Annotated in this window: 17 protein-coding genes; 9 read left to right on the top strand and 8 right to left on the bottom strand. The window is 60.8% G+C overall.

From position 1 onward, the window contains the following. The first annotated feature begins 18 nt into the window (after positions 1–18). Together HHL09_RS18450 and HHL09_RS18445 are read left to right on the top strand one after the other, a co-directional pair. Positions 19–441 carry a hypothetical protein gene (locus HHL09_RS18450; RefSeq protein ID WP_169456102.1) on the top strand — a complete coding sequence of 141 codons (423 nt, stop codon included), beginning with the start codon at positions 19–21 and terminating at the stop codon, positions 439–441. Between the two features lie 40 nt (positions 442–481). Continuing rightward, complete coding sequence (locus tag HHL09_RS18445) at positions 482–1,237, top strand: ATP-grasp domain-containing protein (RefSeq protein WP_169456101.1); 756 nt, start codon at positions 482–484, stop codon at positions 1,235–1,237. Here HHL09_RS18445 and HHL09_RS18440 read toward each other — a convergent pair. After that, positions 1,234–2,196: a sulfotransferase family protein gene (locus tag HHL09_RS18440; protein ID WP_169456100.1), complete on the bottom strand. Its 963-nt coding sequence runs from the start codon at positions 2,194–2,196 to the stop codon at positions 1,234–1,236. The two genes, HHL09_RS18445 and HHL09_RS18440, sit on opposite strands and share 4 nt — an antisense overlap. A gap of 152 nt (positions 2,197–2,348) precedes the next feature. On the opposite strand from HHL09_RS18440, the gene HHL09_RS18435 reads away from it, so the two are divergent. Beyond that, positions 2,349–3,341: a hypothetical protein gene (locus tag HHL09_RS18435; RefSeq protein ID WP_169456099.1), complete on the top strand. Its 993-nt coding sequence runs from the start codon at positions 2,349–2,351 to the stop codon at positions 3,339–3,341. Then, the gene (locus tag HHL09_RS18430) at positions 3,338–4,585 is read left to right on the top strand and encodes a hypothetical protein (RefSeq protein WP_169456098.1); all 1,248 of its coding nucleotides are present in this window, start codon (positions 3,338–3,340) and stop codon (positions 4,583–4,585) included. Before HHL09_RS18435 ends, HHL09_RS18430 begins: the two co-directional genes overlap by 4 nt. Positions 4,586–4,592: 7 nt before the next feature. Here the strand turns inward: HHL09_RS18430 and HHL09_RS18425 are convergent, their stop codons facing one another. Further along, positions 4,593–5,567 carry a sulfotransferase family protein gene (locus HHL09_RS18425; RefSeq protein WP_169456097.1) on the bottom strand — a complete coding sequence of 325 codons (975 nt, stop codon included), beginning with the start codon at positions 5,565–5,567 and terminating at the stop codon, positions 4,593–4,595. A gap of 130 nt (positions 5,568–5,697) precedes the next feature. Between HHL09_RS18425 and HHL09_RS18420 the strand changes: the two genes are divergently transcribed. The 5 genes from HHL09_RS18420 to HHL09_RS18400 all read left to right on the top strand — a co-directional run bounded on the left by HHL09_RS18420 (position 5,698) and on the right by HHL09_RS18400 (position 12,421). Further along, a complete protein-coding gene (locus HHL09_RS18420) occupies positions 5,698–6,879 on the top strand; it encodes a hypothetical protein (RefSeq protein WP_169456096.1) in 1,182 nt (393 codons plus the stop codon). A 21-nt stretch (positions 6,880–6,900) separates the two neighbouring features. Continuing rightward, on the top strand, positions 6,901–7,695 hold the full coding sequence (locus HHL09_RS18415; protein ID WP_169456095.1) for a sulfotransferase family protein: 795 nt from the start codon (positions 6,901–6,903) through the stop codon (positions 7,693–7,695). 330 nt (positions 7,696–8,025) lie between these two features. Beyond that, on the top strand, positions 8,026–9,543 hold the full coding sequence (locus tag HHL09_RS18410) for an MBOAT family O-acyltransferase (RefSeq protein ID WP_169456094.1): 1,518 nt from the start codon (positions 8,026–8,028) through the stop codon (positions 9,541–9,543). Between the two features lie 24 nt (positions 9,544–9,567). Next, positions 9,568–11,127: an MBOAT family O-acyltransferase gene (locus HHL09_RS18405; RefSeq protein ID WP_169456093.1), complete on the top strand. Its 1,560-nt coding sequence runs from the start codon at positions 9,568–9,570 to the stop codon at positions 11,125–11,127. A gap of 4 nt (positions 11,128–11,131) precedes the next feature. Further along, on the top strand, positions 11,132–12,421 hold the full coding sequence (locus HHL09_RS18400) for a hypothetical protein (RefSeq protein WP_169456092.1): 1,290 nt from the start codon (positions 11,132–11,134) through the stop codon (positions 12,419–12,421). 75 nt (positions 12,422–12,496) lie between these two features. Here the strand turns inward: HHL09_RS18400 and HHL09_RS18395 are convergent, their stop codons facing one another. From HHL09_RS18395 to HHL09_RS18370, 6 genes are all read right to left on the bottom strand, one after another. Further along, positions 12,497–13,786 carry a Gfo/Idh/MocA family protein gene (locus HHL09_RS18395; RefSeq protein ID WP_169456091.1) on the bottom strand — a complete coding sequence of 430 codons (1,290 nt, stop codon included), beginning with the start codon at positions 13,784–13,786 and terminating at the stop codon, positions 12,497–12,499. Between the two features lie 71 nt (positions 13,787–13,857). Then, positions 13,858–14,523, bottom strand: coding sequence for a hypothetical protein (locus tag HHL09_RS18390; protein WP_169456090.1), 666 nt, complete (start codon positions 14,521–14,523; stop codon positions 13,858–13,860). Between the two features lie 13 nt (positions 14,524–14,536). After that, the gene (locus HHL09_RS18385; RefSeq protein WP_169456089.1) at positions 14,537–17,863 is read right to left on the bottom strand and encodes a helix-hairpin-helix domain-containing protein; all 3,327 of its coding nucleotides are present in this window, start codon (positions 17,861–17,863) and stop codon (positions 14,537–14,539) included. Positions 17,864–18,224: 361 nt separating this feature from the next. Next, positions 18,225–19,592, bottom strand: a complete 1,368-nt coding sequence (gene asnS / locus HHL09_RS18380) for an asparagine--tRNA ligase (protein ID WP_169456088.1) — start codon at positions 19,590–19,592, stop codon at positions 18,225–18,227. 116 nt (positions 19,593–19,708) lie between these two features. Beyond that, complete coding sequence (locus tag HHL09_RS18375; protein WP_169456087.1) at positions 19,709–21,316, bottom strand: glycoside hydrolase family 20 protein; 1,608 nt, start codon at positions 21,314–21,316, stop codon at positions 19,709–19,711. 40 nt (positions 21,317–21,356) lie between these two features. Continuing rightward, positions 21,357–22,583, bottom strand: coding sequence for a GAF domain-containing sensor histidine kinase (locus tag HHL09_RS18370; RefSeq protein WP_169456086.1), 1,227 nt, complete (start codon positions 22,581–22,583; stop codon positions 21,357–21,359). Positions 22,584–22,612 lie beyond the last annotated feature (29 nt).

The following is a 22,612-nucleotide window of genomic DNA, read 5'->3' as shown; positions in this document are numbered from 1 at the left end:
GGCCCAAGATCGTCACGAATGACCAAAGACCCCCCATCGGCAGAGCTCACCATGGCCGTGAGGCAAGCCACGGGAATGAGTGTATTGGAAGCCTGCGAGTTTGCACGGACGACAGACCCTGCACTGCTCAAGCGGATCCTTGAGCAAAGGGTTCCTCGTCCTGACAAGATGCCTTTCCTGCCCGAAGAGCTCCGCGAGAAAATCTTCGAGGCTTCTGCTTCACAAAAATCGGGAGCGTTTTTGGTCGATCCCATCGAGTTCGACCCGCTACTGGGTCCTGTGATCCGCGAGGTCATGGAAACGGTACGCAAGGAAGACGCCGAACTTCCCGAAAGCCAGAGGGGAGGTGTCCTTTGGCTGACGGTGCAACAACGACTCGAGGAACTAGGCATCCGGTGGCATACCCCTGCCGAGATGAACCCTGGAACGATATTCAATTGAAAAACCTGTCGCCGAAAACAAGCACGACGGATACCCGAGCATGTTCGAAATCGCGTATCTCGAGGACCCCGGCAACGGACGCCTGAGGCACGAGGAAAAGCTCGTCCGCAGCGAATGTGAACGCCTCCACATTCCCGTGCAGATCTACACCGCCAAGCGCATCCATCGGAGACAACTGCCGTTGGACCCGCACGCTTTCATCTGTGGAGACGCCGACGCAATGCATGGTGCCATGCGGCAATTGAACATCCCGATCCCCGCATGCCACGACTACCCGGCGGCTCTCACCTCCTACTTGAAACGTCGTACTTGGAAATCGGATCTAGGAACAGTCGAGACCCGCATCTCGGGCCAAGAAGCCCCTCCCACCTTCGTGAAGCCGTCGGGTCGCATCAAATGCTTCACCGGCCGCGTGCTTGAGCAGCACGATGATCTTTACCTCATCGGGAACGTCAGCCGCAGGGAGCCGGTATGGTGCTCGGAAGTCGTGAGATGGCTTTCCGAATATCGGGTCTATGTGATCGGAGAAGAGATTGCGGGCTTGAACTTGTACAGCGGAGACGAAAGCGCGAAGCCTTGCCTCGGTACAATACAAGCAGCCCTGAGAGACTACCGGGCTTCCGGGGAAGCACCGGCCGCCTACGGGATCGACTTTGGGGTCCTCGACACAGGAGAGACCGCGTTGATCGAGGCCAACGACGGGTATTCGCTCGGCGCGTATCAGATTGGTGCCGAGGCCTACACCAGGCTGCTTTTCACCCGATGGGCCGAGCTGCTCAAAGGAATCGCAGCCTAACGGAACGAAACCTCATACCCGTTCTCTTTCCGGAACTTCCTCGCAAATCTCGGCAGCCACGTCGGCCGGCGCAGCCTCCGCGAAATCCGGTGCCTCGCCGCGATCCAGTCGATCAATCCCTGCCCCAATCCCAGAGGCCCCTTTGCCACGTCATCCGGCAAGTCGTAGCCCAGCTCCTTGAGCGCAACAGCCCGCGCCCCCGAGACATACTCGCGCGCCCAAGCCCGCCGATACCAGTTAGAGATCTCCTTCTTCCACCCGTCGCGTCCCGAAGGCGAAATCTTCGTGTAACGCTTCACCCCTGTCGGATCACCCAGCGTACCACCGGTGCTGGTCACCAGCTCCCGGCCGAGTACATCCGCGAGATCATCGATTCCCAGGAAAGCCCCCAGCTTCGCCAGCTCCTGCTCCGGCTCGGTCACCAGATCTTCATACCGGATCTGATAGATGTTTTCCTTATGCCGCTTGCAGAACTGCTGGAGCCGCTGCTGCCCTTCGTAAAGGTCGATCCCGAATTCATCCGGACACCAGCTTCCCTTCCGGAAAGTAGAGGAAATCGACGAAGCCACCGCCACCGGATGCCGCCACAGCACGACGAACTTCGCATCCGGGAAGGTCGCATAGATCTCGTCCGGGATCAGCGAATAGCGCGGGGTTTTGTCGACGAAGAACTCCTTCCCATCCGCCAAGCCCTCATAGACCCGTTGCATCAGGTCGTGCACGCCCTTGCGGTACTCGGCATCAAAGCCGGGCCACTTTTTCCGGATGTCCGCCGTGGAGGTCTCGATCAGGGACTCCCAGTAAGTCGCCTTCCGGCACATCGCCGGACCTTCACCGAGAAAGCGCAGGAGCAAGCTCGGCTCCCCCAGCGTCGCACAGCGTCCCGTCATCAGCAGCAGACGCTGGAGCAGCGTCGATCCCGCGCGCGGAAGGGATAGGAGGAATACCGGGCGCGTCATGGGATCAGGCTCCCCGGACTGTTTGGAATTGGTCCCGCGGGGTCAAGAGCGCGTCCCGCCCTGCCCCTTTTCCCGCCGGACCATCGCGAAACACCCCGAGACTTGCACAGCCCCGGTATCCCGCGGAGGATTCCTTCGACCCCGCTTCCTGCATGTCGTCCGAATCACCGATCACCGCCCCGCCCGCCGGTAGTCCGGCCTGTCCGCCGGTGCTGCTGATCTGGTTCAATCGCCCCGACCTTGCCATACAGATCCTTGATCGTGTGCGACTTGCCCGCCCTACCCGGCTGTATATCGCCGTCGATGGCGCCCGCGATCCGGAAGGCCACCCGCGGGATGTGGAGCTCACCCGCCGCTGCAAGGAACTCGCCGCCTCCGTCGATTGGCCCTGCGAGGTCCGCACCCGCTTTTCCGGGGTGAATCAAGGCTGCGGCCGCGGCCCCAGCAATGCCATCACCTGGTTTTTCTCCCAAGAAGACCACGGGATCATCCTGGAGGACGACTGCCTCCCGGATCCCAGCTTTTTCCCTTTCTGCGCCGAACTGCTCGCCCGCCACGCGGACCACGAGGACGTGATGCACATCAACGGCAACAACTTCGCCCCGGAAAATCCCGAAACCATCTACGAGGGATATAGTTACGGCTTCGCCCGCTACGCCCAGGCATGGGGCTGGGCATCGTGGGCGCGCGCTTGGAAACATTTCGACTACGAGGTCAGCGGCATCCAGGAAGACAGCCCGGAGGTCTTCGCCACCGCCGGCCTCGATCGTTTCCGCCAGCAGGCCCATCGCGAGCGGGTGCTCTCCACGCTGGGCGAGCATCATCACGATGTCTGGGACTACCAGTGGCAGTACTGCGTGTTGCGGCGCGGGGGGCTCTGCATTTCCCCGGCGGTGAATCTCATTTCGAATCTCGGTTTCGGTGAGGACGCCACCCACACCAAGGACCCTACCTGCAATGTCGCCTGTGCCAGCACCGGCAGCATGAAGTTCCCGCTGAAGCAGCCGCCGGAACGGAGGGAATCCCCCGCCATCAACCGCCTCTACGCGGACAAGATGCTCGGTGATGCCTCGCGCTACCGAAAGAAAGCCATCAAGCGCTGGATCCGCGGGATCCTCGGAATCAAGAAGGCCGCGAAGTCATGAGGGCGAATACCCGTCAGACGCGCCGCTACGCGACCGTCCTGGTGGCCACTGCTGCCCTCGCCACGCTGATCGCAGCCGCGGTGAATACCCGCGTGGACCCCTTCCGCGTCACCGGTGCCCCATGGGCCAGCAAGGACATCGATCCTTATCGCGACATCTCCGCCAGCACCCGCACGGGAAAGGCCGGCCTGATCCGCTCCCACGATGATTGGGAGGTTGGCATCTTCGGTTCTTCCCGCGTGATCAGTTCACTCGATCCCGACGCCAAGGGCTGGGGCGGCAAGAAGGTGGTGAATCTCGGGATGCCCGGGGCCTTCCTGTACGAGAACATCGCGATGGCGGAATATTTCCTGAAGCACGAGGAAAAGGCCCGACTTCTCGTCTTCGGCATTGATCCCGGCGATCTCACGAAGTCGATCGATACTCGCCCGATGGTCGATTTCATGGCTTCCCCGCTCAATCCGTCCGGGGCCTTGGATCGCGAGCTGCGTTACGTCTTCGGCATCTCCACCTTCGAGACGTCTTATGAGACGCTCATGCTCCAGCGGAAGAAAACCCCGGGAGAGTACAATTCCCGCGGCTTCCGTGATCGTCCTGGCCATGGCGGCGGCGGCGGTGCCGCAGCACCGGGGAAAGGACAGCTGAATTTCATCAAGAACCGCTTCGTCGATGACGCTCGTGTTCCTCCGAAACCGCGGGATGGCACGAAGGTTCATCCGGAGAAAGCGAAGCAGCTTGAGGCCCTGATGAAGCATTGCCGCGAGCGAGGTGTGCGCTTGGTGCTCTTCATGCACCCGAACCACGTTCTGCTTCAGGCGAAGTCATCGGATCTCGGGAAAGCCGAGGTTCCTTTCGAAGTCGAACGCCGCGCCCTGGCGGAGATGGTGAAAGCCGTAAACCAGCACCAGGTTGGAGAAGGCCAGGTAGAGCTCTGGGACTTCTACTCCTACCATCCCTACAATCGGGAACGCGTGCGCCCGATCGAAGGAGAACCCAGCGCGCTCCTTCATTGGCGCGACTTGGAACACTTCACCGGTGATGTGGGAGAAGGCATGCTCTCGATCATGATGGGCTGGCCCATCGCGAATCCGGATCTTCAAGGGTATGGCGACAAGCTTACTCCTGAGAATGTGGAGTCACGGATCTCCACACTCAGGGCCGACTACCAGACCTACCTCCAGAACGAAGGAAAGGAAGACGTGGCTTGGAAGGAAAAACTGATCACGGACGGGCTGAAGAAGTAGCCCTGCTTCACCGGTACACCACGTGATAGCCGCGCTTTGCCGCGGCCTTCCTCATCCGCCGCTTCGAACCCAGCGGCCGCAGCACCCGCCGGTTGATCACGCGTGAGCTATACAGCCAGTCCTTGATCCCATCGATCAGGCCAAAGGGCACCTTTCCTTCCCTCATATTCTTCGGAAGGTCATAACCCATCGAACGGAAGAACTCCGCGCGCTCACCGGTGAAGTATTTCTTCACCCATGCCTCGCGGTACCAGTTGCGGATGCCCTTCTCCCACTCCGCGATGCTATCGGGCGAGACCTTCGAGTATTTCTTCACCCCCGTCGGATCACCTAGCTGGCCGTCATTCCCTTTCTTCAGCTCCTTGTCTGCCACATCGGCCAGATTCGGAATGCCGAGGTAAGCGCCCAGCTTCGCCAACTCTCCGGCCGGATCGGCGGCCAAGTCCTCATACTTCACCTGATGGACCCGTGAGGCATGCTTCTCACAAATCGAGCGTAGCTGATCCATGCCATAGCAGAGATCCAGCTCGAAGGAATGAGGCTCCCAGTAGCCATCGCGGAATGTCGTGCTCATCGAGTTCGCCACCGCCAGCGGGTGACGCCAGAGCACGATGAACTTGGCCTCCGGAAACAGCTCGACCAGTTCCTCCGCAATCAGGCTGTAGCGCGGGGTCTTGTCGATGAAATAGGGGAAGCCATCGGCCAGGCCATTGTAGATCGGGACCGAGAGATCGTGGACCCCCTTGCGGTAGGCGGCGTCGAAGCCGCTCCATGACTTCCTCAGGTCCTGGATCGCCGTTTCCACCAGCGCCTCCGAGTAGGTCGCTGCCCGCAGGATCGGATCGCCCTCGCCCAAGAAACGCAGCAGGAAACTCGGCTCCCCCACCGACTTGCAGACCCCGCTGCCCATCAGCAAGCGCTGCAGCAAGGTCGAGCCCGCGCGCGGCATGGAAAGGAGGAAGACGATCTGGGTATCAGGCACGCCCGGGAGGGAAATCCCTCAGCCGGAAATCATCAATCACCAATCCTCCCCCCCGCCTTCCGCCTCCCGCTGGTGATTTCTCCTCTCCCCCGGCGTTGACTTGCCGATCCCTCCTCATAGACGCTCCCGCATGCATTCCGGGCGGCGCTACAACTTCCTCGTCATCGGGGGAGCCCTGCTCGCGTGCCTCGTCTTCGCGGTGGCAAACACCACCATCGACCCCTTTCGCGTGACCCCGGTCCCATGGCGGGCCAAAGCACTGGAGCCCTACCGGGACCTCGCCAATCAAATCCGCACCGGCAAGGCGGGGCTGATCCGTTCCGGGAAGTGGCAGGTCGGGCTCTTCGGCTCCTCCCGGGTCGACAATGCCTGGAACCCGGACGCCGCCGGCTGGCAGGGCAAGCGCGCCGTGAACGTCGGCGCCAGCGGCGGCTTTATCTACGAAACGGTCGGCATCGCCCGTTATTTCCTCGCCCACCAGAAGCCGGAATTGCTGGTCATCGGCATCGACCCCGGCGATCTCGGGAATGCCAAGGATACCCGCCCGAAGTCCGACTACTACACTTCCCCCTTTGCCGGGACGGACACCCTGAACCGCGAAATCCGCTACGTGGCCGGGCTTTCCACCTTCGAGGAATCCATGCAGGTCCTCCACCGGGCGGCGAAGAAAACGCCGGGCGAGTACACCCCGCACGGCCTGCGGCTCCGCCCGGAGGTGGCGAATTCCCGCTCGCAGATGAAATTCATCCGCGACCAGATCCGCAGCGAGCGCGAGGACAGCGACAAAGGGGTCGACAAGGACAAGGCCAAGCTACTCCGGGACTTCCTTACCGACTGCGCCCATGGCGATTTCCAAGTGGTGCTCCTCGTCCATCCGGTTCACGCGCTCTCTCACGCGAAATCCGGGGATCTCGCCAATACTCCGGCACCCTTCGAGGATATCCGCCGCTTCCTGCTCGGACTTACCGAGGACATGAACGCCCTGCGCCCCGGCTTCATCAGCTACTGGGATTTCTGCAATTTCCACCCGGTGAACTGCGAAGTGCTGCCCGCCGACAAGAAGGGCCTCGACCGGATGAAGCACTGGAATGACCTCGGCCACTATGACGTGGAGCTCGGCGAGGCGGTTCTCGGCCAAGCGCTTGGCTGGCCGGTCACCCATCCCGAATGGCAGGGCCAAGGCTGGAAGATCACCCGGGAGAATATCGACGAGTATCTGGCCTTCGTTCGGAAGGGCTACCACGATTACCTTTCCGGTCCCGGAGCGGCGGATGTCGCATGGAAGGAATCCCTGCTCCGCCCGACGCCCTGAACGCGCTTTTCCCTCTCACTCATGACCTCGCATCAATTCGTCTTCATCGGGGGCCTGCATCGCAGCGGGACCTCGCTGGTGCATGAGATTCTCCGCGGCAGCCCGGTCGCCACCGGCTTCATCAATACCGGCTTCCCGCAGGACGAGGGCCAGTTCCTTCAGACCGTCTATCCCCGCGCCAGCGTCTATGGCGGGCCCGGCCGCTTCGGCTTCGACAAGGGATCCCACATGGATGAGACCCATGCGCTGGCGACTCCGGCCAATGCCGACAAGCTCTTTCAAGAGTGGTCGAAGCACTGGGACATGTCGAAGCAGTTCCTGCTGGAGAAATCCCCGCCGAACATCGTCCGCCTGCGCTTCTTCCAAGCCCTCTACCCCGGCTCCCGCTTCATCGTCATCCTGCGCCACCCGCTGGCCGTTTCCTACGCCACCCGGAAATGGAGCAAGACTAGCATCCCCGAGTTGCTGGAACACTCGATCATTTGCTACGAGCGCTTCCTCAGTGACATGAGCCACCTGAAGCACCTAGCGGTCTTCCGCTACGAGGAATTCGTGCAATCCCCGAAGCCCACCCTCGATCTGCTCACGGATTGGCTGGAGATGCCCCGCGTGGAGCTGAAGCACGAGGTCCGGCCGGATGTGAACGCCAAGTACTTCGAGACCTTCCGCGAAGAACAGCGCTCCCTCCTCAACCGCATCAAGCCCTCCTTCGTCAACATGCCGGAGAAGTTCGAGGCCCGCGCCAACGCACTCGGCTACAGCATCGAGGAACCGGAAAAACTCCTTCCCGTGCCTTGGCTCGGCCTCCACGGGTGAACGCGGCGGCAACCCGGGGACCACTGGGATGGATTCCGGAAAATCGGGCGCTCCTCTATACCTCGGTCAAAGCGCCCTCGCGGCACTGAGGCAAAAGTGGCCGCCTGTTAATTTCCCTGTTTTATCAGGCGGAACAGGCGCTCCTCCGCCCCACGATTCCGAAGTTTTCGCCAGCGGTTACCCGAAGGGGACCACTGGAAGAGATTCCGGGAAACGACCCCGGCCAGCCTCCTGATTTCAAACACCTTAACCCCACCCCACCCCGGCCATCCCTTTCACTCTCGACAAAGCCTCCCCCCGATTGGAAAAACCTCCGCCCCGGCGACCGGCATGCTTTTCAACTCCTACACCTACCTCCTGCTTTTCCTGCCGCTGGTGGCTCTGGGGTTCCACCTGCTCCGGGGAAGCAAGCTGAGGCTCTCGCTCGGCTGGCTGGTGGTGACATCCCTGATCTTCTACGGGGTCTGGAACCCGAACCCGGAAGAACCTTGGAGCCCGAAATACGTGCTCATGATCCTGGCATCATGCACGTTCAACTACTTTCTCGGGCGGAAGCTCTCGGCGCTAAAACATAGCCAGCCCGGTAAGGTGATGTTGGGCCTGGGCATCGCGCTGAACCTCGGAGCGCTCGCCTATTTCAAGTACGCCGGCTTTCTCGCGGACATCTCCACCCATCTCACCGGCTGGCCGGGGCAGATCGCGGAGATCACCCTGCCACTGGCCATTTCCTTCTTCACCTTCCTACAGATCGCCTACTTGGTCGACGCATGGAAGGGCCTCACCGAGGAGTATCACTTCACGGACTACCTGCTCTTCGTGACCTTCTTCCCGCACCTCATCGCGGGCCCGCTGATCCATCACCGGGAAATGATGCCGCAGTTCGCGAGGAACAAGCACCGCGGCCTCCGCTCGAATGACATGTCCGTCGGTGTGACCCTGCTTGCGCTGGGTCTCTTCAAGAAAGTGGTCGTGGCCGATTACCTCGCCCGCACCGCCACACCGATCTTCGACATGGCCGCGGCCGACGGTCGGGATCCGACGATGCTGGAGGCATGGGCCGGAGCCATCTCCTACACGCTCCAGCTTTACTTCGACTTCTCCGGATACTCGGACATGGCGCTCGGCTCCGCGCGCATCTTCGGCATCCGCTTCCCGCTGAATTTCCACTCGCCCTACAAGGCGACTTCCGTCGTCGATTTCTGGCGCCGCTGGCACATTACCCTCTCCCGCTTCCTGCGGGACTACCTCTACATCCCGCTCGGGGGCAACCGGAAGGGTCCCGGCCGCCGCTACATCAATCTTTTCATCACCATGCTGCTGGGCGGCCTCTGGCACGGTGCCGGATGGACTTTCATCGTCTGGGGAGCCTTGCATGGCGGTCTGCTTTGCCTGAACCACGCATGGTTCGCCTTCCGCAAGAAGATGTCCCTGCCGAAAATTCCGACCCCGGTCGCGATCGGCATGACCTTCTTCGCCGTGCTCATCGGCTGGGTCTTCTTCCGTGCCCATGATTTCCACGCCGCCAAGACCATGCTGGCCTCGATGTTCGGCTTCAACGGCTGGACCGGCTGGCCCCCGGATTCGATGATGGCGGTAAAGGGCGACCGCGCCTTGAAGCCGATCATCGCCGGCCTCGTGCTCTGCTGGTTCTTCCCGAACACCCAGCAGTTCATGAAGCGCTATCTGCCCGCACTGGGCCTCCGCGAGTTCCCCGAACTGCGGCCGGGACCACGCCGCTGGTGGCATTGGCGCCCCACCCTACCTTGGGCCTTCTTCACCCTCGCCATCCTCTACGGGGTCGGCCGCGAATTCGACAAGGTCAGCGAATTCATCTATTTCCAGTTCTAACCGCCACACCGGTCCCACCGATCCATGCTCTTTAATAGCTACACCTTCCTGGTGGTCTTCCTGCCGCTGACCCTGGTGGTGTTCCAGTTGCTGCGCCGCAGTAACCAGCGCATGGCCATGGGCTGGCTGGTGCTGATGAGCCTGGTCTACTACGGCTGGTGGAATCCGGATCCAAGCAAGCCGTGGACTCCTTTCTACCTGATCCTGATCTGCACCTCCTGCATGATCAACTTCGGGATCGGCCGTTATCTGGCGGCCCATACCTACACCGCGAAGGGACGCGGGATATTGGCGCTCGGCCTGATCGCGAACCTGTCGGTTCTTTTCTATTACAAGTACATCGGCCTCTTTGAGCGCACCTTCGAGTCGCTGACCGGTGGACATTTCAATATCCCCGACGTGGTCCTGCCCTTGGGCCTGTCCTTCTTCACCTTCCAGAAGATCGCCTTCCTCGTCGACGCCTATCGGGGCAAGACCAGCAAGTACAACTTCCTGGACTTCCTGCTCTTCGTCACTTTCTTCCCGCAGCTCATTGCCGGACCCATCGTCCACCACAATGAGATCATGCCGCAGATCCAGCGGACAGTGAGTCCCTCGCGGCGCTCGGTGGACCTCTCGGTCGGCATCAGCCTTTTCGCGATGGGCCTCTTCAAGAAGGTCGTCCTTGCGGACAATCTCGCCATGGTGGCGAACCCGCTCTTCGGCGTGGTGGCGGCTACCGGCGGACGGGACCTGACGATCCTCGAAGCGTGGGCAGCAGCCATCGCCTACTCCCTCCAGCTCTACTTCGACTTCTCCGGTTACTCGGACATGGCGATCGGCGCGGCACGGATGTTCGGCATCAAGCTGCCGGTAAACTTCCACTCGCCCTACAAGGCCACCTCCATCGTGGACTTCTGGCGCCGCTGGCACATCACCCTGTCACGCTTCCTCCGCGATTACGTTTACTTCTCGCTCGGCGGCAATCGCAAGGGACCCTTCCTGCGCTATGCGAACCTGCTCATCACCATGCTCCTCGGCGGCCTCTGGCACGGTGCCGGATGGACCTACATCCTCTGGGGCGGCATGCACGGGCTTTTCCTCTGCGTGAATCACGCATGGTTCGCCCTCCGGAAAAAGCTCTCGATCCCTGCCATCCCGAAACCCATCGCGATTTTCATGACCTTCGTGGTGGTGGTCGCCGCGTGGGTGCCCTTCCGCGCGGGTGCCTTCGAGCTCGCTGCGGGCGGCTCCGCCAAGGAGGCCCTTCGGGCCACTCATTCCATCCTTGCCTCGATGTTCGGCTTCAATGGCTTTGACGCTTGGCCAAATGCCGCCCTCTCCGAAGTGAAGGGGCGCTGGGGCTTGCGCGCGGCATATTGCATCGCCATCGTATGGTTCCTGCCGAATTCACAGCAGATCCTGCGGCGTTATTTCCCGGCTTTTGGTTTGCGCGGACTGACTGGAAAAACCAGCACGCCCGGCCCGCGCCGCATTTGGCAATGGCGGCCCACCTGGCAGTGGACCGTCTTCATCGTGATCCTTGTCATGGGTTCGATCTACGAATTCGACAAGGTCAGCGAGTTCATCTACTTCCAATTCTGACGACATGCCCGGACTGCGCCCGAAGCCCTACCGGAAATTCAACCGCGTGATCCTCGGGATCGCGGGCGGAATCCTCGTCGTTTTCACCAGCTTCAATACTTGGATCAATCCCCTGTGGGTGACGCCGACTCCGTGGACCAACGAGAAGTTCGCGGAATACCGGCCGATCTACCGCCAGCAGCGCACCGGCAAGGCGGGCATCGCGCGCTCGGTCCCATGGAAGATCGCTTTCTTCGGTTCCTCGCGCATGGACATCGCCCTGGATCCCATGCTTCCCCAATGGGAAGGCAAGCCCGCGGTGAACCTCGCGGTCAGCGCCGGAACCTTGCCCGAAACGGCGGGCATCCTCCGCTATGCGGTTGAGCATTGTCCCTTGGAAACCGCGATCGTCGGCATCGACCTCGGAGACATCAGCGGTGCAGGCAGTGGCATCCGCACCACCGGCTACATGGAATCACCCTTCAACCCGAAGGGTGAAGCAGTGGAACGCGAGCTCCGCTACGTGGCTGGCGTCTCCACGTTCCAGAGTTCCATGAAGACGCTCGGCTACTGGTTCGAGCGCGACAAACCGGGCTTCACGCTTCCCGAATACACCCCGCAAGGGCACCGCCTGCGCCACCAGGACAAGGACAACGTTGCGGCCGGAATGCGACGCGACGCGATCCCTCACGCGATGAAGGGATCCGCCCGTCGCCTGAAACTCGCCGAGGCATCCGGTGGCATGCTTCATCCGAATGCCGAGAAGATGCGGCTGACCGAGCAGATCCTGGAGGACTGCAAGACCCACAAGGTCGCCCTCAAGATCCTTATCCCGCCGAACCACGCCACCTACATCAGCGTCTACCGCTACTCAGGTGATCCCGATCCCGGCTTCCTCACCGATCGTGCCGCGTTGGTGAAAATCGTCGAGGCATCGAATAAGGCCCATCCCGAGGCTCCTCCCACGGAAATCTGGGACTTCAACGACTATCACGAGCTCAATTGCGAACCCCTGCCGACGAATCCGAAAGGACGGATGCACTGGTTCCTCGATGGCACTCACGCCCGCAAGGCGCTCGGTGACGTCATGCTCGCCCGCATCATGGGCTGGCCGATCGACGGGCCCGGAGCCGACTACGGCGTGAAGCTTACCGCTGAAAATCTCCAGCAACGCGTCGATGGCCTCCAGGCCGAATACCTGGAGTTCCAGAAAAAGCATCCCGATCAATTCCAGTGGATGGTCGACGGCATCGATAGCTACAAGTCCAGCGGCCGCGCCAACGAGAAGGAGCAGGAAGGCGCCCAGGAGTTCTAAGTCCCCGCGCGAAAAAACCTTCCCCGGCTTTCGCCAGGGAAGGTCGATCAACTACCGTAAATCTAGTACTTCGCCTCAAGCGAAGGTTCCGCCGCCCGGGATCGGGCAAGGATACATGCCATCCGGACCCGGCTGCGGCCCCGGGTTGGCATCCCAAGCCAAGGTCTTCGGCATGGTGTCCAAGGTCGAATTCAAGGCCTGGTCCCAGGTCACCTCGCCGCCGGTATAGCAAGCCATCCGTCCGAGGATCGCGGTCAGCGTGCTCTCCGCCGTGTATTGGACGTTGTTGATCGGCTTGTCGTTGCGGATGTGATCGTAGAGCACCTCGTGCTCGGTCTCGTAAGGATTGTTGTCCTGGCCACGGAAGCGCCAGACCACCTTGCCAGCCCTGTCCTTGATCATGCCCGGATAGGCCGTGCCCTCGGTGCCGGCGATTGTCTCGCTCACCTTCGACCACACGCCGTCCCAGTGGCGGCTCTGCGAGTTCATCACCGAGCCGTCGGCGTAAGTATACTCCACGTAGAAGTGATCGTAGATCTCGCCGTAGTTCTTGCCAACGCGCTTGGTGCGACCGCCCATGCCCACCGCCTTCACGGGAGTGGCACCCTTGAACCAGTTGCCCACGTCCAGGTTGTGCACGTGCTGCTCGCAGATATGGTCGCCGCAGATCCAATTGAAGTAGTACCAATTCCGCATCTGGTACTCCATCTCGCTCATGCCTTCCTTGCGATCGCGCACCCAGACACCGCCGCTCACCCAGTAGACCTGGGAGGAGACGAAATCACCGATCGCGCCTTCCTTGATCTTCGCAAGCGTCTCCAGATAGCTCTTCTGGTAGCGGCGCTGCAGGCCGCAGACCACCTTCAGCTTCTTCTGCTCGGCCACCTTCGCGGCCTCGATCACCTTGCGGATGCCGGGGCCATCGACAGCCACCGGCTTCTCCATGAAGACGTGCTTGCCCTGCTGCACCGCATACTCGAAGTGAGCGGGACGGAAACCCGGAGGCGTGCAAAGCAGCACTACATCCGCGGCATCAATCGCACCCTTGTAGGCATCGAATCCCGCGAAGATCCGCTCCTTCGGCAGGTCCACCTTGTCGCCGAACTGCTGCTTCAGCGCGTTCGCCGCGTTCTGCGCATTGTCCGGAAAGGCGTCCGCGATGGCCACCAGCTTGGTGCCGGGCACGGCCAACGATTGGGCGGCCGCACCGCTCCCGCGGCCGCCACAGCCTACAAGTGCGATCTTGATCTCCGAATTCGGGGATCCCTGCGCGTGCAAGACCGAGGGCAGCGACGAGGCGGCAGCGGCGATGGTGCCAGCCTTCAAAAAGGCCCGGCGGTCGGCTTGAAGTGGGTTTGGGGTCATGATCTGTCCTGCATTTACGCGAAAAAATGCAGATTCTTGCGAGCAGGAATTACATAACCCCGGCCGCCCGCTCAGGGGGCGGGCTTCTCGGGCTCCACGAATTCGTCCACCGCGCGATAATCGACCCGCTTGGTCGTCGCGTTATTGAAGAAGAAAATGTAGGACCGCTGCTTGTTGTCTACCGGCCAGCGCGTGTTGCTCAGGGCCCGATCCCCTTCCTTCTCCCGCACGCCGAACCCGACGTCGTAGAACTTCTCCGGGCGGGCACCGGCCGGCCGCAAGGTCTGGCCCTTGCCTGGCTCCAGAACGAACTTTGCCGTGCCCACGAAGCCGAGAACCGGCTTGTCGGCGTGATTGTAGAAATACACGTCACCGGCCTTGAAGGCCGGATCGTCGGCACGGACAACCACGGGCTGATAGCCTCCCTTCGGCGACGGCAGAAGCAGGACGATGAAGGATTTGCCTGCATCCGGCAGCGCTACCTTGGCCAGCACCACGTCCTTGGCGGTCGCACGCAATTCGAAGGCTCGGGCAGGGGCTACCACCGGAGGAGAGACGAAGTTCGTGGGCAGAGCAAAGGCCGCGGACTTCGTTTTCTCCGTGGCAACCACCACATCGCCAAGTCCGGCAGGCGCTCGCTCGGCCAAAAAGCGGACTTTCAGATCGGAAGCACCAGGCTCCTGCGCATGGAGCAAAGAGGAACACGCAAGGGTGAAAATCATGAGGAGACGCATCATGAAAGGGGATCTATCAAACTTCATCCGGGTGAAGCCAGCGAAACGAAGCAACTTGGTAACGGCGACCGAAGGTCTTGTTTGCCTCGCTCCTTAGATTGGCGATCGCGGTTTCCACTTTCTCCGACGGATCCACGAAATTCTTGTCCCGTTCCACCACTGCCTCGCACCAGGCACGAGCCAGCACCTTGCCGTCCTTGTCCACCGATTCCCCGTAGCTGCGGATGATGAAGCTATCCGAGCGCACGGAAAGAATCGGAGCGATCGGTGTCAGGATATCGCCCTGCTTTACGATACCGGGGATACCATAGGATTTCGGCCCGGTTTCAGCCTCCGGGAAGGCGAAGGTACCGGCGGTGCCAGAGACCGCACGGTCTCCACTATTGTAAGCGGCATTCACGCTCACTTCCTTCGAATCGAGAGCCGCTTGGATCGCTCCGGCTCGGGCCAACTCCTTGTTGCTACCCACGCGGCGGTTCACGAAATCCGCCAGCGAAAGGAAAGGACCGCGCTTGCGCACTTCCCGCACGATGGCCTTGGCCAACGAATCAATATCCTCGCCGGTCAGGGTGCGACGGCCCACCCACTGGTTCGGCTCCTTCACGTCGACGTTTCCCTGGCCACTGGCGAGAACATCCTGCGGCGCGAAAAGGCCGGACACCGGAACACCGTCATCATGATCGGTTTTCACGGACTCTCCCCCGCTCGCATCACGCACTACGATCGGGCGACCCTTGAGGGAACCCAGCACGGCCTTCCAAGCTTCCACCGAAGTCGAGTTCACATTGAAGAGACCATCAACGCGTAGCAGGGTCGCAGTAAGCTGGGTGGATCCAGTGGTCGGGTTGGTGCCGCTAAAGAGCTCCGACATGAGATCCGATGTTTCGCGGCCGCCCAGGTCGGCAATGTAGCGCGTTACAGGAAGCGGCGTGGTGCCGTTCAGGAAATCCTCCGCCACCTGCTTCTGGGCCCGGCGCGGGCTGAAATTCGTCGAAGTCTGCGGAGCCATGCCGGAGAGATACCAGTCATCCCACAGCGCTTGGTTTGCCAGATAGGAATGATCTGCCATCGGACGGGAACCCAGATTCGATTGGGTAGATCCGGCCGGAATCACGGAGGGTGCCAGCGAGTTCCCGATCGGATGACTCACATGGGGCAGCATGGGAAAACGCACGTTCGTGATCGCATAGCCATCCGGCGGGGCGTTGACCGCAAATCCGTTTGCAAAGGCATGTTGGAAGGCCCCCATCGAGACGATGGCCTCCCGCGGCACCGAGTGAGTGCTGATGAATGAGGTGCCAAATTCCGCATTCATCCCGCCGCCGAAATAACCATTGCCATTCGTGCTCACTTCCAGACTGCGATTCCGCCAGCTGTTCAGAGGCTGGATCTGGACCTCGAAGGGCATCACGTCCTGCTCCGCGGCGGAAAGATCGGAAAAGTCCACCGCCATCGCCTTCGGGTTGAAGCGAGAGAACACCCGCCCCCCGCGATCGGAAGCATTCTCCGTCTTCGCATTGTAAGAATAGATCATCACCGGCTGCTTCTCGGCGAGTTGGGACCCACTGAGAGGCCGGGTATCGGCCGGCTTGATTTTTGCAAACACTGCCGGATGTCCGGACGCCCTCATGCGGCTGGTAGGCGGCTTCGGGCTCGATTCCTTGTAGGGCGGCGCGAAAATGTAGTCCACGAAAACGCCGCCGATGCCAATCGATTCGCCCCTCTCCTTCCGGTCTTCCTTGTAATAGGTCTCGTGATGGTTGACCGACCATTGCTGGCTTCCTCCGGAGATCTCGCTGTTCGGATTGATCTCATAGCTCAGCGTCTCCGCGCCGGTGACCGTGATGTATTGCTTGTTGCCCGAGGCATCCGTGCCGGTCACGAGTTCGAACGCGTAGCCCCCGCCGAAATTCCATCCCGCGCGGCCATCCACGTAGTTCAGGGAACTCGTCATCGGCTGGGTCGTGGTCCCGGGACCCTGCGAGATCATCATCACCTCACCCGGTTTCATCACGATCGGTTGCACCTTCCCCGCGACCAGGGTGAGATACTGATAGGCGCCGTCATCGGTGCCCGAGCGGGAACCTGTGGCCTTCCGCATGCTTGTCATGTAAGTGCGGCCACCCACGCTGATCTTCATGTCATAGGGAAGTTGCCAGTATTTGATCGAATTGAAGGCAGGAGTCATTACCACCGGCACATCCAGCGGATTCCAGTAGGTAACGATCGGATCGATCACCACTGACAGGCGGTTGGCGCTGCGAACCTGGAAAGAAACTACCGTCTGATAGCTTACGATCTGCGGCTGCTTGTAGAAGTATTCAGCATCGGCAAGTGCTGCTGCCATGGTTCCCTCAATCTGAAAATACGGGGCAGAGGAAGACATCGTGCCGCCTGTGGTGTAGGTGAAGCGGCCGCGGGTCTTCAGTTCCTTGTGCAGGTTATAGTAGAGCCAGAGTTCTGACTCGTTGATACCCGCTTGGTTTCCAACCCGATAAAGGGGCGCACTCGGTGCTTGGGAAGCGCTCTTCTCCAGATACATCGAGAAGTCCTTCCGGAAACCACCCGCACGGACATTCGTCATCAGCCCGGTCGAAAACGGAGCGAGATCGTGGAAGAGAGCCCGCGGTGCATCTTTGTCGCTGGCAAGAAATGCCGCTTGGTTCCACCCCGTCACCTTCGGGATGCGTGCGTCGCTGAGTTCCAGATCTTGGAAGGGCCGCTGTTGGTCTGCCTCGGCGAATTCCACGGCATTCCGCGGTGCTCCCTGCAAGGAACCACGAACCGACGCCACCGATTGGTTTTCCGGAACGGGAGGGGTCGCCAGCGCTGCCTTTGTTCCTTGGTCACCCGTCCACCAAGCGATCCTGGCGCTGCCGCCATTCTGATCCTGCACGCGCAGAGCCGGCACCTCGACCTTGCCGTCGCGGGCATCACCGAGAGTTCCCTTGCCTACCAATTCGATCGAGTCCCCGCCGCTCCCCTGCGCGAGTTCCGGGCGCTCTACCGTGTCGGGATCGCCGGACACCAGCCAAGTCATGAAGTCCGGACCAGGCCGGTTGGTCACACCCGCAGCCCAAGACTTGTATACTCCCGTCCAATGCCTGCGTTCCTCTGCCGACGAGCTGCTGTCCGGATCCGATCCGCTGAGCTGGTCCGCCGTGGTCGTGATCCGCTGGTCCGGGCCGGTGCTCCGCTGAAGCTGTGCGATCGCCATCGACAGGGCCAATCGGGCATTCGACCTCGCGATCGCCAGATCCGTATTCCGTCCGGAAGTGGAGATCGAGGTGCTGGAAAGCGTCAAAAGACTTAAGGCCAGCATCACCATCAGCGTCATCAGCATTAGGGAAACGACAAGGGCGAAGCCCCTATGACGATTCCGACACGCCCCGCGACGCCGCGGCGCTCCATTCGTGTCTAGACTTGGGTTTTTCATCAATCTGTCGGACAACTTAGATTTCGGATGTAAATACACACAAAAAGTTGTCCGACAACCCGATTCTGCGCTCCTCCAGAATTTTTTTTGCGCCTGTCAACCCCCTCCTTGGGGTGGTTCTGGCCACAAACTTCATTTCCGCCGCCGAGCCCCCAGCCGCCCACTAGGCAAGGGTGGGAGGGCACAAAAATGCCCGGCTCCACGCATCACTTTTGGGCCGCCCTCCGAACGAGGCACATATGTTCCTCTCCTAACACCCGTCGCGGGGCTAGAACTCGCAATGACCAGGCGTCCGGGCAAACGGGATCACATCCCGGATGTTCTGCATGCCGGTCACAAACATCAGCATCCGCTCGAAGCCCATGCCGAAACCCGCATGAGGCACGGTCCCGTACTTCCGGGTGTCCACATACCATGCGTAGTCCTCCATCGAGAGGCCATGGCGTTCCATGTTTTCGATCAAGACATCCAATCGCTCCTCGCGCTGGCTGCCGCCAACGATCTCACCGATGCCGGGGACTAACAGATCCATCGCTGTCACCGTCTTGTCGTCATCATTCAGACGCATGTAGAAGGGTTTAATCTCCTTCGGGTAGTTGAAAACCGTGGTCGGCTTCTTGAAGTGCTCCTCGGTCAGCCAGCGTTCATGTTCGCTCTGCAGGTTCAAGCCATACTCCACCGGGTACTCGAAGCTCTTCCCTGACTTCTTCAGGATCTCCACTGCTTCCGTATAGGAGACGCGCTCGAAAGGATTATCCGCCACGAACTCCAAGCGCTCACGCAGCCCCTTGTCCACGAACTTCTCGAAGATCGACAAGTCGCCGTCCTGACCATCAAGCGCCTCTTTGACGAGATACTTCACCATCGACTCAGCCAAGTCCATGTCTCCTTGCAGATCGCAGAAAGCCATCTCCGGCTCGATCATCCAGAATTCCGCCGCGTGGCGTGAGGTATTCGAGTTCTCAGCGCGGAAGGTCGGCCCGAAGGTATAAATGTTCCCCAACGCGCAGGCAAAAAGCTCTCCTTCAAGCTGCCCTGACACCGTGAGATGCGCCGCCTTGCCGAAGAAGTCTTCGGCATACGACTTCGCCTTTCCCGCGACCGGATCCAGCGTCGTCACGCGGAACATCTCTCCGGCACCTTCACAATCGCTAGCCGTGATGATCGGAGTGTGGATGTAATGGAAATGCCGTTCCGCGAAGAAGCGGTGCACTGCATGGCTCATGCGGCTACGCACACGGAACATGGCGCCATAGAGATTCGTCCGCGGACGAAGGTGGGCGATGCTGCGAAGGAATTCCGGCGAATGCCCCTTCTTCTGCAACGGGAAGTCGTCGGGGGCCTCCCCCAGCAGGCGGATCGATGTTGCCTGCACTTCCCACGCCTGCCCTCCGCCTTGCGAGGCTACAAGCTTGCCCTCGACCGATACCGACGCACCGGTGCTCATCTTCGCCAGATCCTCCGATCCTGGGATTCCTGCATCCGCAATCACCTGTAGATTCCCCATGCAGGAGCCGTCATTAAGCTCGAGGAAAGAAAAGCCCTTCGAATCCCGGCGAGTCCGCACCCAGCCGGCGGCATGGATCGACTCGGCAGTTGCGGTGGAGAGGAGCAGATCGCGGATCAGGCTGCGCATGCCCTGCTATCTATCCGCCCGCCCCCAGCCCGGCAAGTGGGCAATGGAGAAGGTCAGAATCGGAAAGCGGCCCGGTCGCCTCACCTATATGCGCAAAGCCTGGCTCGTCTCGATCTTCACCATCCTTTGTCCGCCAAAATCCCCGCCACTTCTTCCAGCTTGGAATAATCGTTCCGCCAAGTGGTGTACATGAAGCCCTTTACCTTCTCCGTGTCCTTCGCCGCATCCAGCCAGGCACCCACGTTCGCGATCGCATCATCATAGTAACCCGCGATCAACTGGGAGTGCCCGCGCTTCGAGAAGAAGGCCAGGCTCTCGGAGCGCTTGCCGAAGTTCCAGTTCATCACCTCCACCTCGGAGGCGAGGCCTTCCCAGGAACCTTCCAGCGATCCATTCACCAGATAGTACTCCTTCACCGCATTGTGGTGCGGGTCGAACATGTCACTCCACACGAGGATCCGCTTTCCAGGCGCGAGCTCCTTCAAATTCGAAGTGCACATCCGGGCATTCGCCGCGGCGATCTGTCCGGGCGTCCTACCCTTGCCGCAGGCCCGGTCCCAGCCAAGCACGCGCCATTCATCGTGGCTCATGAAATGCCCGGGGGCCGTCCAGAGCTCCGCCACCTGCTTCGCCTGCGCCCGCAGCAGCTTCTGGAACTCCGGTTCCTCCACGCAGCCGGAGACCTGACCATCGTGGATCACCGCGGTGTGATAGTACGAGACCCGTAGTTTTTCCCCGTCTTTCAACCTCGGCACCCGGATCCCGGGAGCCTCATGCCATGCCGTGTATTCGCCCGACCATGGCTTCGTCCCCATCAGCGGATCGGTCACCGGCTCATAGTCGGACCCTTCCTTGAGGACCGCGCCGCCGTCCTTCCGGATCACCAACGGAGTGCCCGGACGACGCAGCAGGTTCACCGGGCCCGCTTCCTCGATGAACGCCTCGTCCCACATCAAGGTTCCCTGATGTCCGCCCCAGACCCCGAAATAGATGCCCACATCCGAGTTCCCGAGCGAGTTGAAGGTCACATCCTGCCGGATCCAATCCTGCGTGGCTTCCGTCTTCAGGTTTGTCCACTGCAGCGACTTCTCGCCCGCCAACGCCTTGATTTCCGGAGGAGATCCGCTGTAGCCCTGCGTCTTGATCTTCACCGAAAGCCGGTATTGCCGCCATGGCGCAACCTTCACCCTCTTGGAGATCCGGGCATTGGAGTCCGTGGGCCCGGAGATCAGGTAGCCGTCTTTTGCCACGATCGATTCATCGATGAAATCCCAACCGGAGCGATCCTCCATTGCACCACCGGGCAGGCTGACCGCGGGATCCGCCTGCACTTTCGCCTCCCCGCCGCTCACTACGAAAAGGGCGTCTTTCACCGGTATCCCTTCAGCCAGATTCGGATTATGAAAAAGCAGGTCATTCGAATACCCGACCGGATAGACGCAGGGGATGACCTCCATTTTCAAGCGATCCGCCGCCTCCTTTACCCGGGCGACATTCGGCCCGTAGGAAGGCATCACTGTCTCCAAACGGGAGAATTTCGAATCCGTAACCAGAGCATGCGTGTAACCCACCTTGGCAGCCCGCTCCAAAAGTCCGATCACCCGATCCGCCTCTGCATCCACTTGGAAATTCGCGGGCAGATAAACCCAGCGCTCCTTCCCGGCAGCCCCTGCGAGCGCGGAAAGGGAGAGACCGCAGCAAAGAAAAGGGAGGAAGGATTTCATCCTCCGCAGAACGGGGGCTGCCGGCAGAGTTTTTCAATCCTCAGCCCGGCAGCAGCGCGCCATTAGCCGGCATTCGGAAAGTGAACGTCGTGGCGTCTTCATCCGAACTCACCTCCAGGGAGCCGCCATGACCCTTCGCAATCTCGGAGGCGATATACAACCCCAAGCCGAGGCCTTGTTGGTACTCGGTCTTGCCACCGCGGGTGAAAGGTTGGAACAGGCGATCCCGCACCTCCAGCGGGATCGGGTCGGCCGCATTGGTCACGGAGAGTTCGAAATTGCCATCTCCACTACAGGCCCGGACGAGAATCGGTGCATCCCGCTTCCCGTGTTTGATCGCATTTCCCAGAAGGTTCGCGAAGAGTTGTGAAAGGCGCCGGCGATCAAAGGAGAGCGGATGATCCACGGAGAAAATCGCCTCGATGTCGCGGTCAGGCCACTGCGAGCGGGTTTCCTCGATCGTCTGGCCTAGCACCTTTTCCACCGGCACGTCGCTTCGCAGGTCCAGCATGATGCCTCCGCCCAATCTGCCACGGGCGAAGTCCATCACGTCCTCGATCAGTTCGGACATGCGGGCCACGCTCTTTTCCATCATCGCGAGCAGGGTAAGCGCCCGCTCATCCGTGGCGGATTCCTTCAAGACCAAGGTTCCTACAGACAAGGCCCCCAGCGGATTCCGCAGGTCGTGCCCCAGCACCGCGATGAATTGTTCCCGGAGCAGGGCAGCCTCCCGCTCCGCTTGCAGGCGGGCCTCGGTAAGGGCAACGCGTTCTCCCGCGTCAATGTGCTGTGCGATGAGTTCAGCGAAGAGCGTGAACATGCCGATTGTCTCCGGGGTGTTCACCTTCGCGGGCTTTGGATCGATCGCGCAGAGCGTACCGAAGAAGCGACCGTCCGCGAGAAGGATCGGGACGGAAATATAGCTCTGCAGGCCATACATCCTCGGAGTGGCGTGATCACAGAAAGCAGGGTCGCCCGCCACTTCATCGATCACCACCGGTTCCTGATGCTGGCGGATTTCATGGCAGATGGTGGTCTCCACCTTCAACTCATCGCCGGGTCCCAAGCCGAAGCCGATCTTGTCGAGGGTGCGGCATGCGATCCAGCGGTCCTCCGTCACCCTCGCCACCGCGGCAAAGCCCATTCCCGTGGTGCGGCACACCACATCGAGGATATTCGGTACGGCAGCGATGCTACCGACCAGGGCAAGGTCGTTTTGAAAGTCTTCCACGCGGGGAGTGCTGGATAAGGCTGGGGAGGAGGCCATCTTTCAGCGGAGCTCCGGGAGGATTTCCC

Origin of the sequence: Luteolibacter luteus (genome assembly GCF_012913485.1) — a bacterium.
Classification (GTDB): Bacteria; Verrucomicrobiota; Verrucomicrobiia; order Verrucomicrobiales; family Akkermansiaceae; genus Haloferula; species Haloferula lutea.
The sequence above is the reverse complement of the archived record's forward strand: the minus strand, read 5'-3'. Positions and strand labels throughout refer to the sequence as shown.

Bases quoted from the DNA above. Each gene is read 5' to 3' on its own strand.
- HHL09_RS18375 (WP_169456087.1), bottom strand. From the start codon at position 21,316: ATGAAATCCTTCCTCCCTTTTCTTTGCTGCGGTCTCTCCCTTTCCGCG.
- HHL09_RS18420 (WP_169456096.1), top strand. From the start codon at position 5,698: ATGCATTCCGGGCGGCGCTACAACTTCCTCGTCATCGGGGGAGCCCTG.
- HHL09_RS18445 (WP_169456101.1), top strand. From the start codon at position 482: ATGTTCGAAATCGCGTATCTCGAGGACCCCGGCAACGGACGCCTGAGG.
- HHL09_RS18370 (WP_169456086.1), bottom strand. From the start codon at position 22,583: ATGGCCTCCTCCCCAGCCTTATCCAGCACTCCCCGCGTGGAAGACTTT.
- HHL09_RS18395 (WP_169456091.1), bottom strand. From the start codon at position 13,786: ATGACCCCAAACCCACTTCAAGCCGACCGCCGGGCCTTTTTGAAGGCT.
- HHL09_RS18385 (WP_169456089.1), bottom strand. From the start codon at position 17,863: ATGCTGATGACGCTGATGGTGATGCTGGCCTTAAGTCTTTTGACGCTT.
- HHL09_RS18430 (WP_169456098.1), top strand. From the start codon at position 3,338: ATGAGGGCGAATACCCGTCAGACGCGCCGCTACGCGACCGTCCTGGTG.
- asnS (WP_169456088.1), bottom strand. From the start codon at position 19,592: ATGCGCAGCCTGATCCGCGATCTGCTCCTCTCCACCGCAACTGCCGAG.
- HHL09_RS18405 (WP_169456093.1), top strand. From the start codon at position 9,568: ATGCTCTTTAATAGCTACACCTTCCTGGTGGTCTTCCTGCCGCTGACC.
- HHL09_RS18390 (WP_169456090.1), bottom strand. From the start codon at position 14,523: ATGATGCGTCTCCTCATGATTTTCACCCTTGCGTGTTCCTCTTTGCTC.
- HHL09_RS18410 (WP_169456094.1), top strand. From the start codon at position 8,026: ATGCTTTTCAACTCCTACACCTACCTCCTGCTTTTCCTGCCGCTGGTG.
- HHL09_RS18440 (WP_169456100.1), bottom strand. From the start codon at position 2,196: ATGACGCGCCCGGTATTCCTCCTATCCCTTCCGCGCGCGGGATCGACG.
- HHL09_RS18435 (WP_169456099.1), top strand. From the start codon at position 2,349: ATGTCGTCCGAATCACCGATCACCGCCCCGCCCGCCGGTAGTCCGGCC.
- HHL09_RS18415 (WP_169456095.1), top strand. From the start codon at position 6,901: ATGACCTCGCATCAATTCGTCTTCATCGGGGGCCTGCATCGCAGCGGG.
- HHL09_RS18400 (WP_169456092.1), top strand. From the start codon at position 11,132: ATGCCCGGACTGCGCCCGAAGCCCTACCGGAAATTCAACCGCGTGATC.
- HHL09_RS18450 (WP_169456102.1), top strand. From the start codon at position 19: ATGACCAAAGACCCCCCATCGGCAGAGCTCACCATGGCCGTGAGGCAA.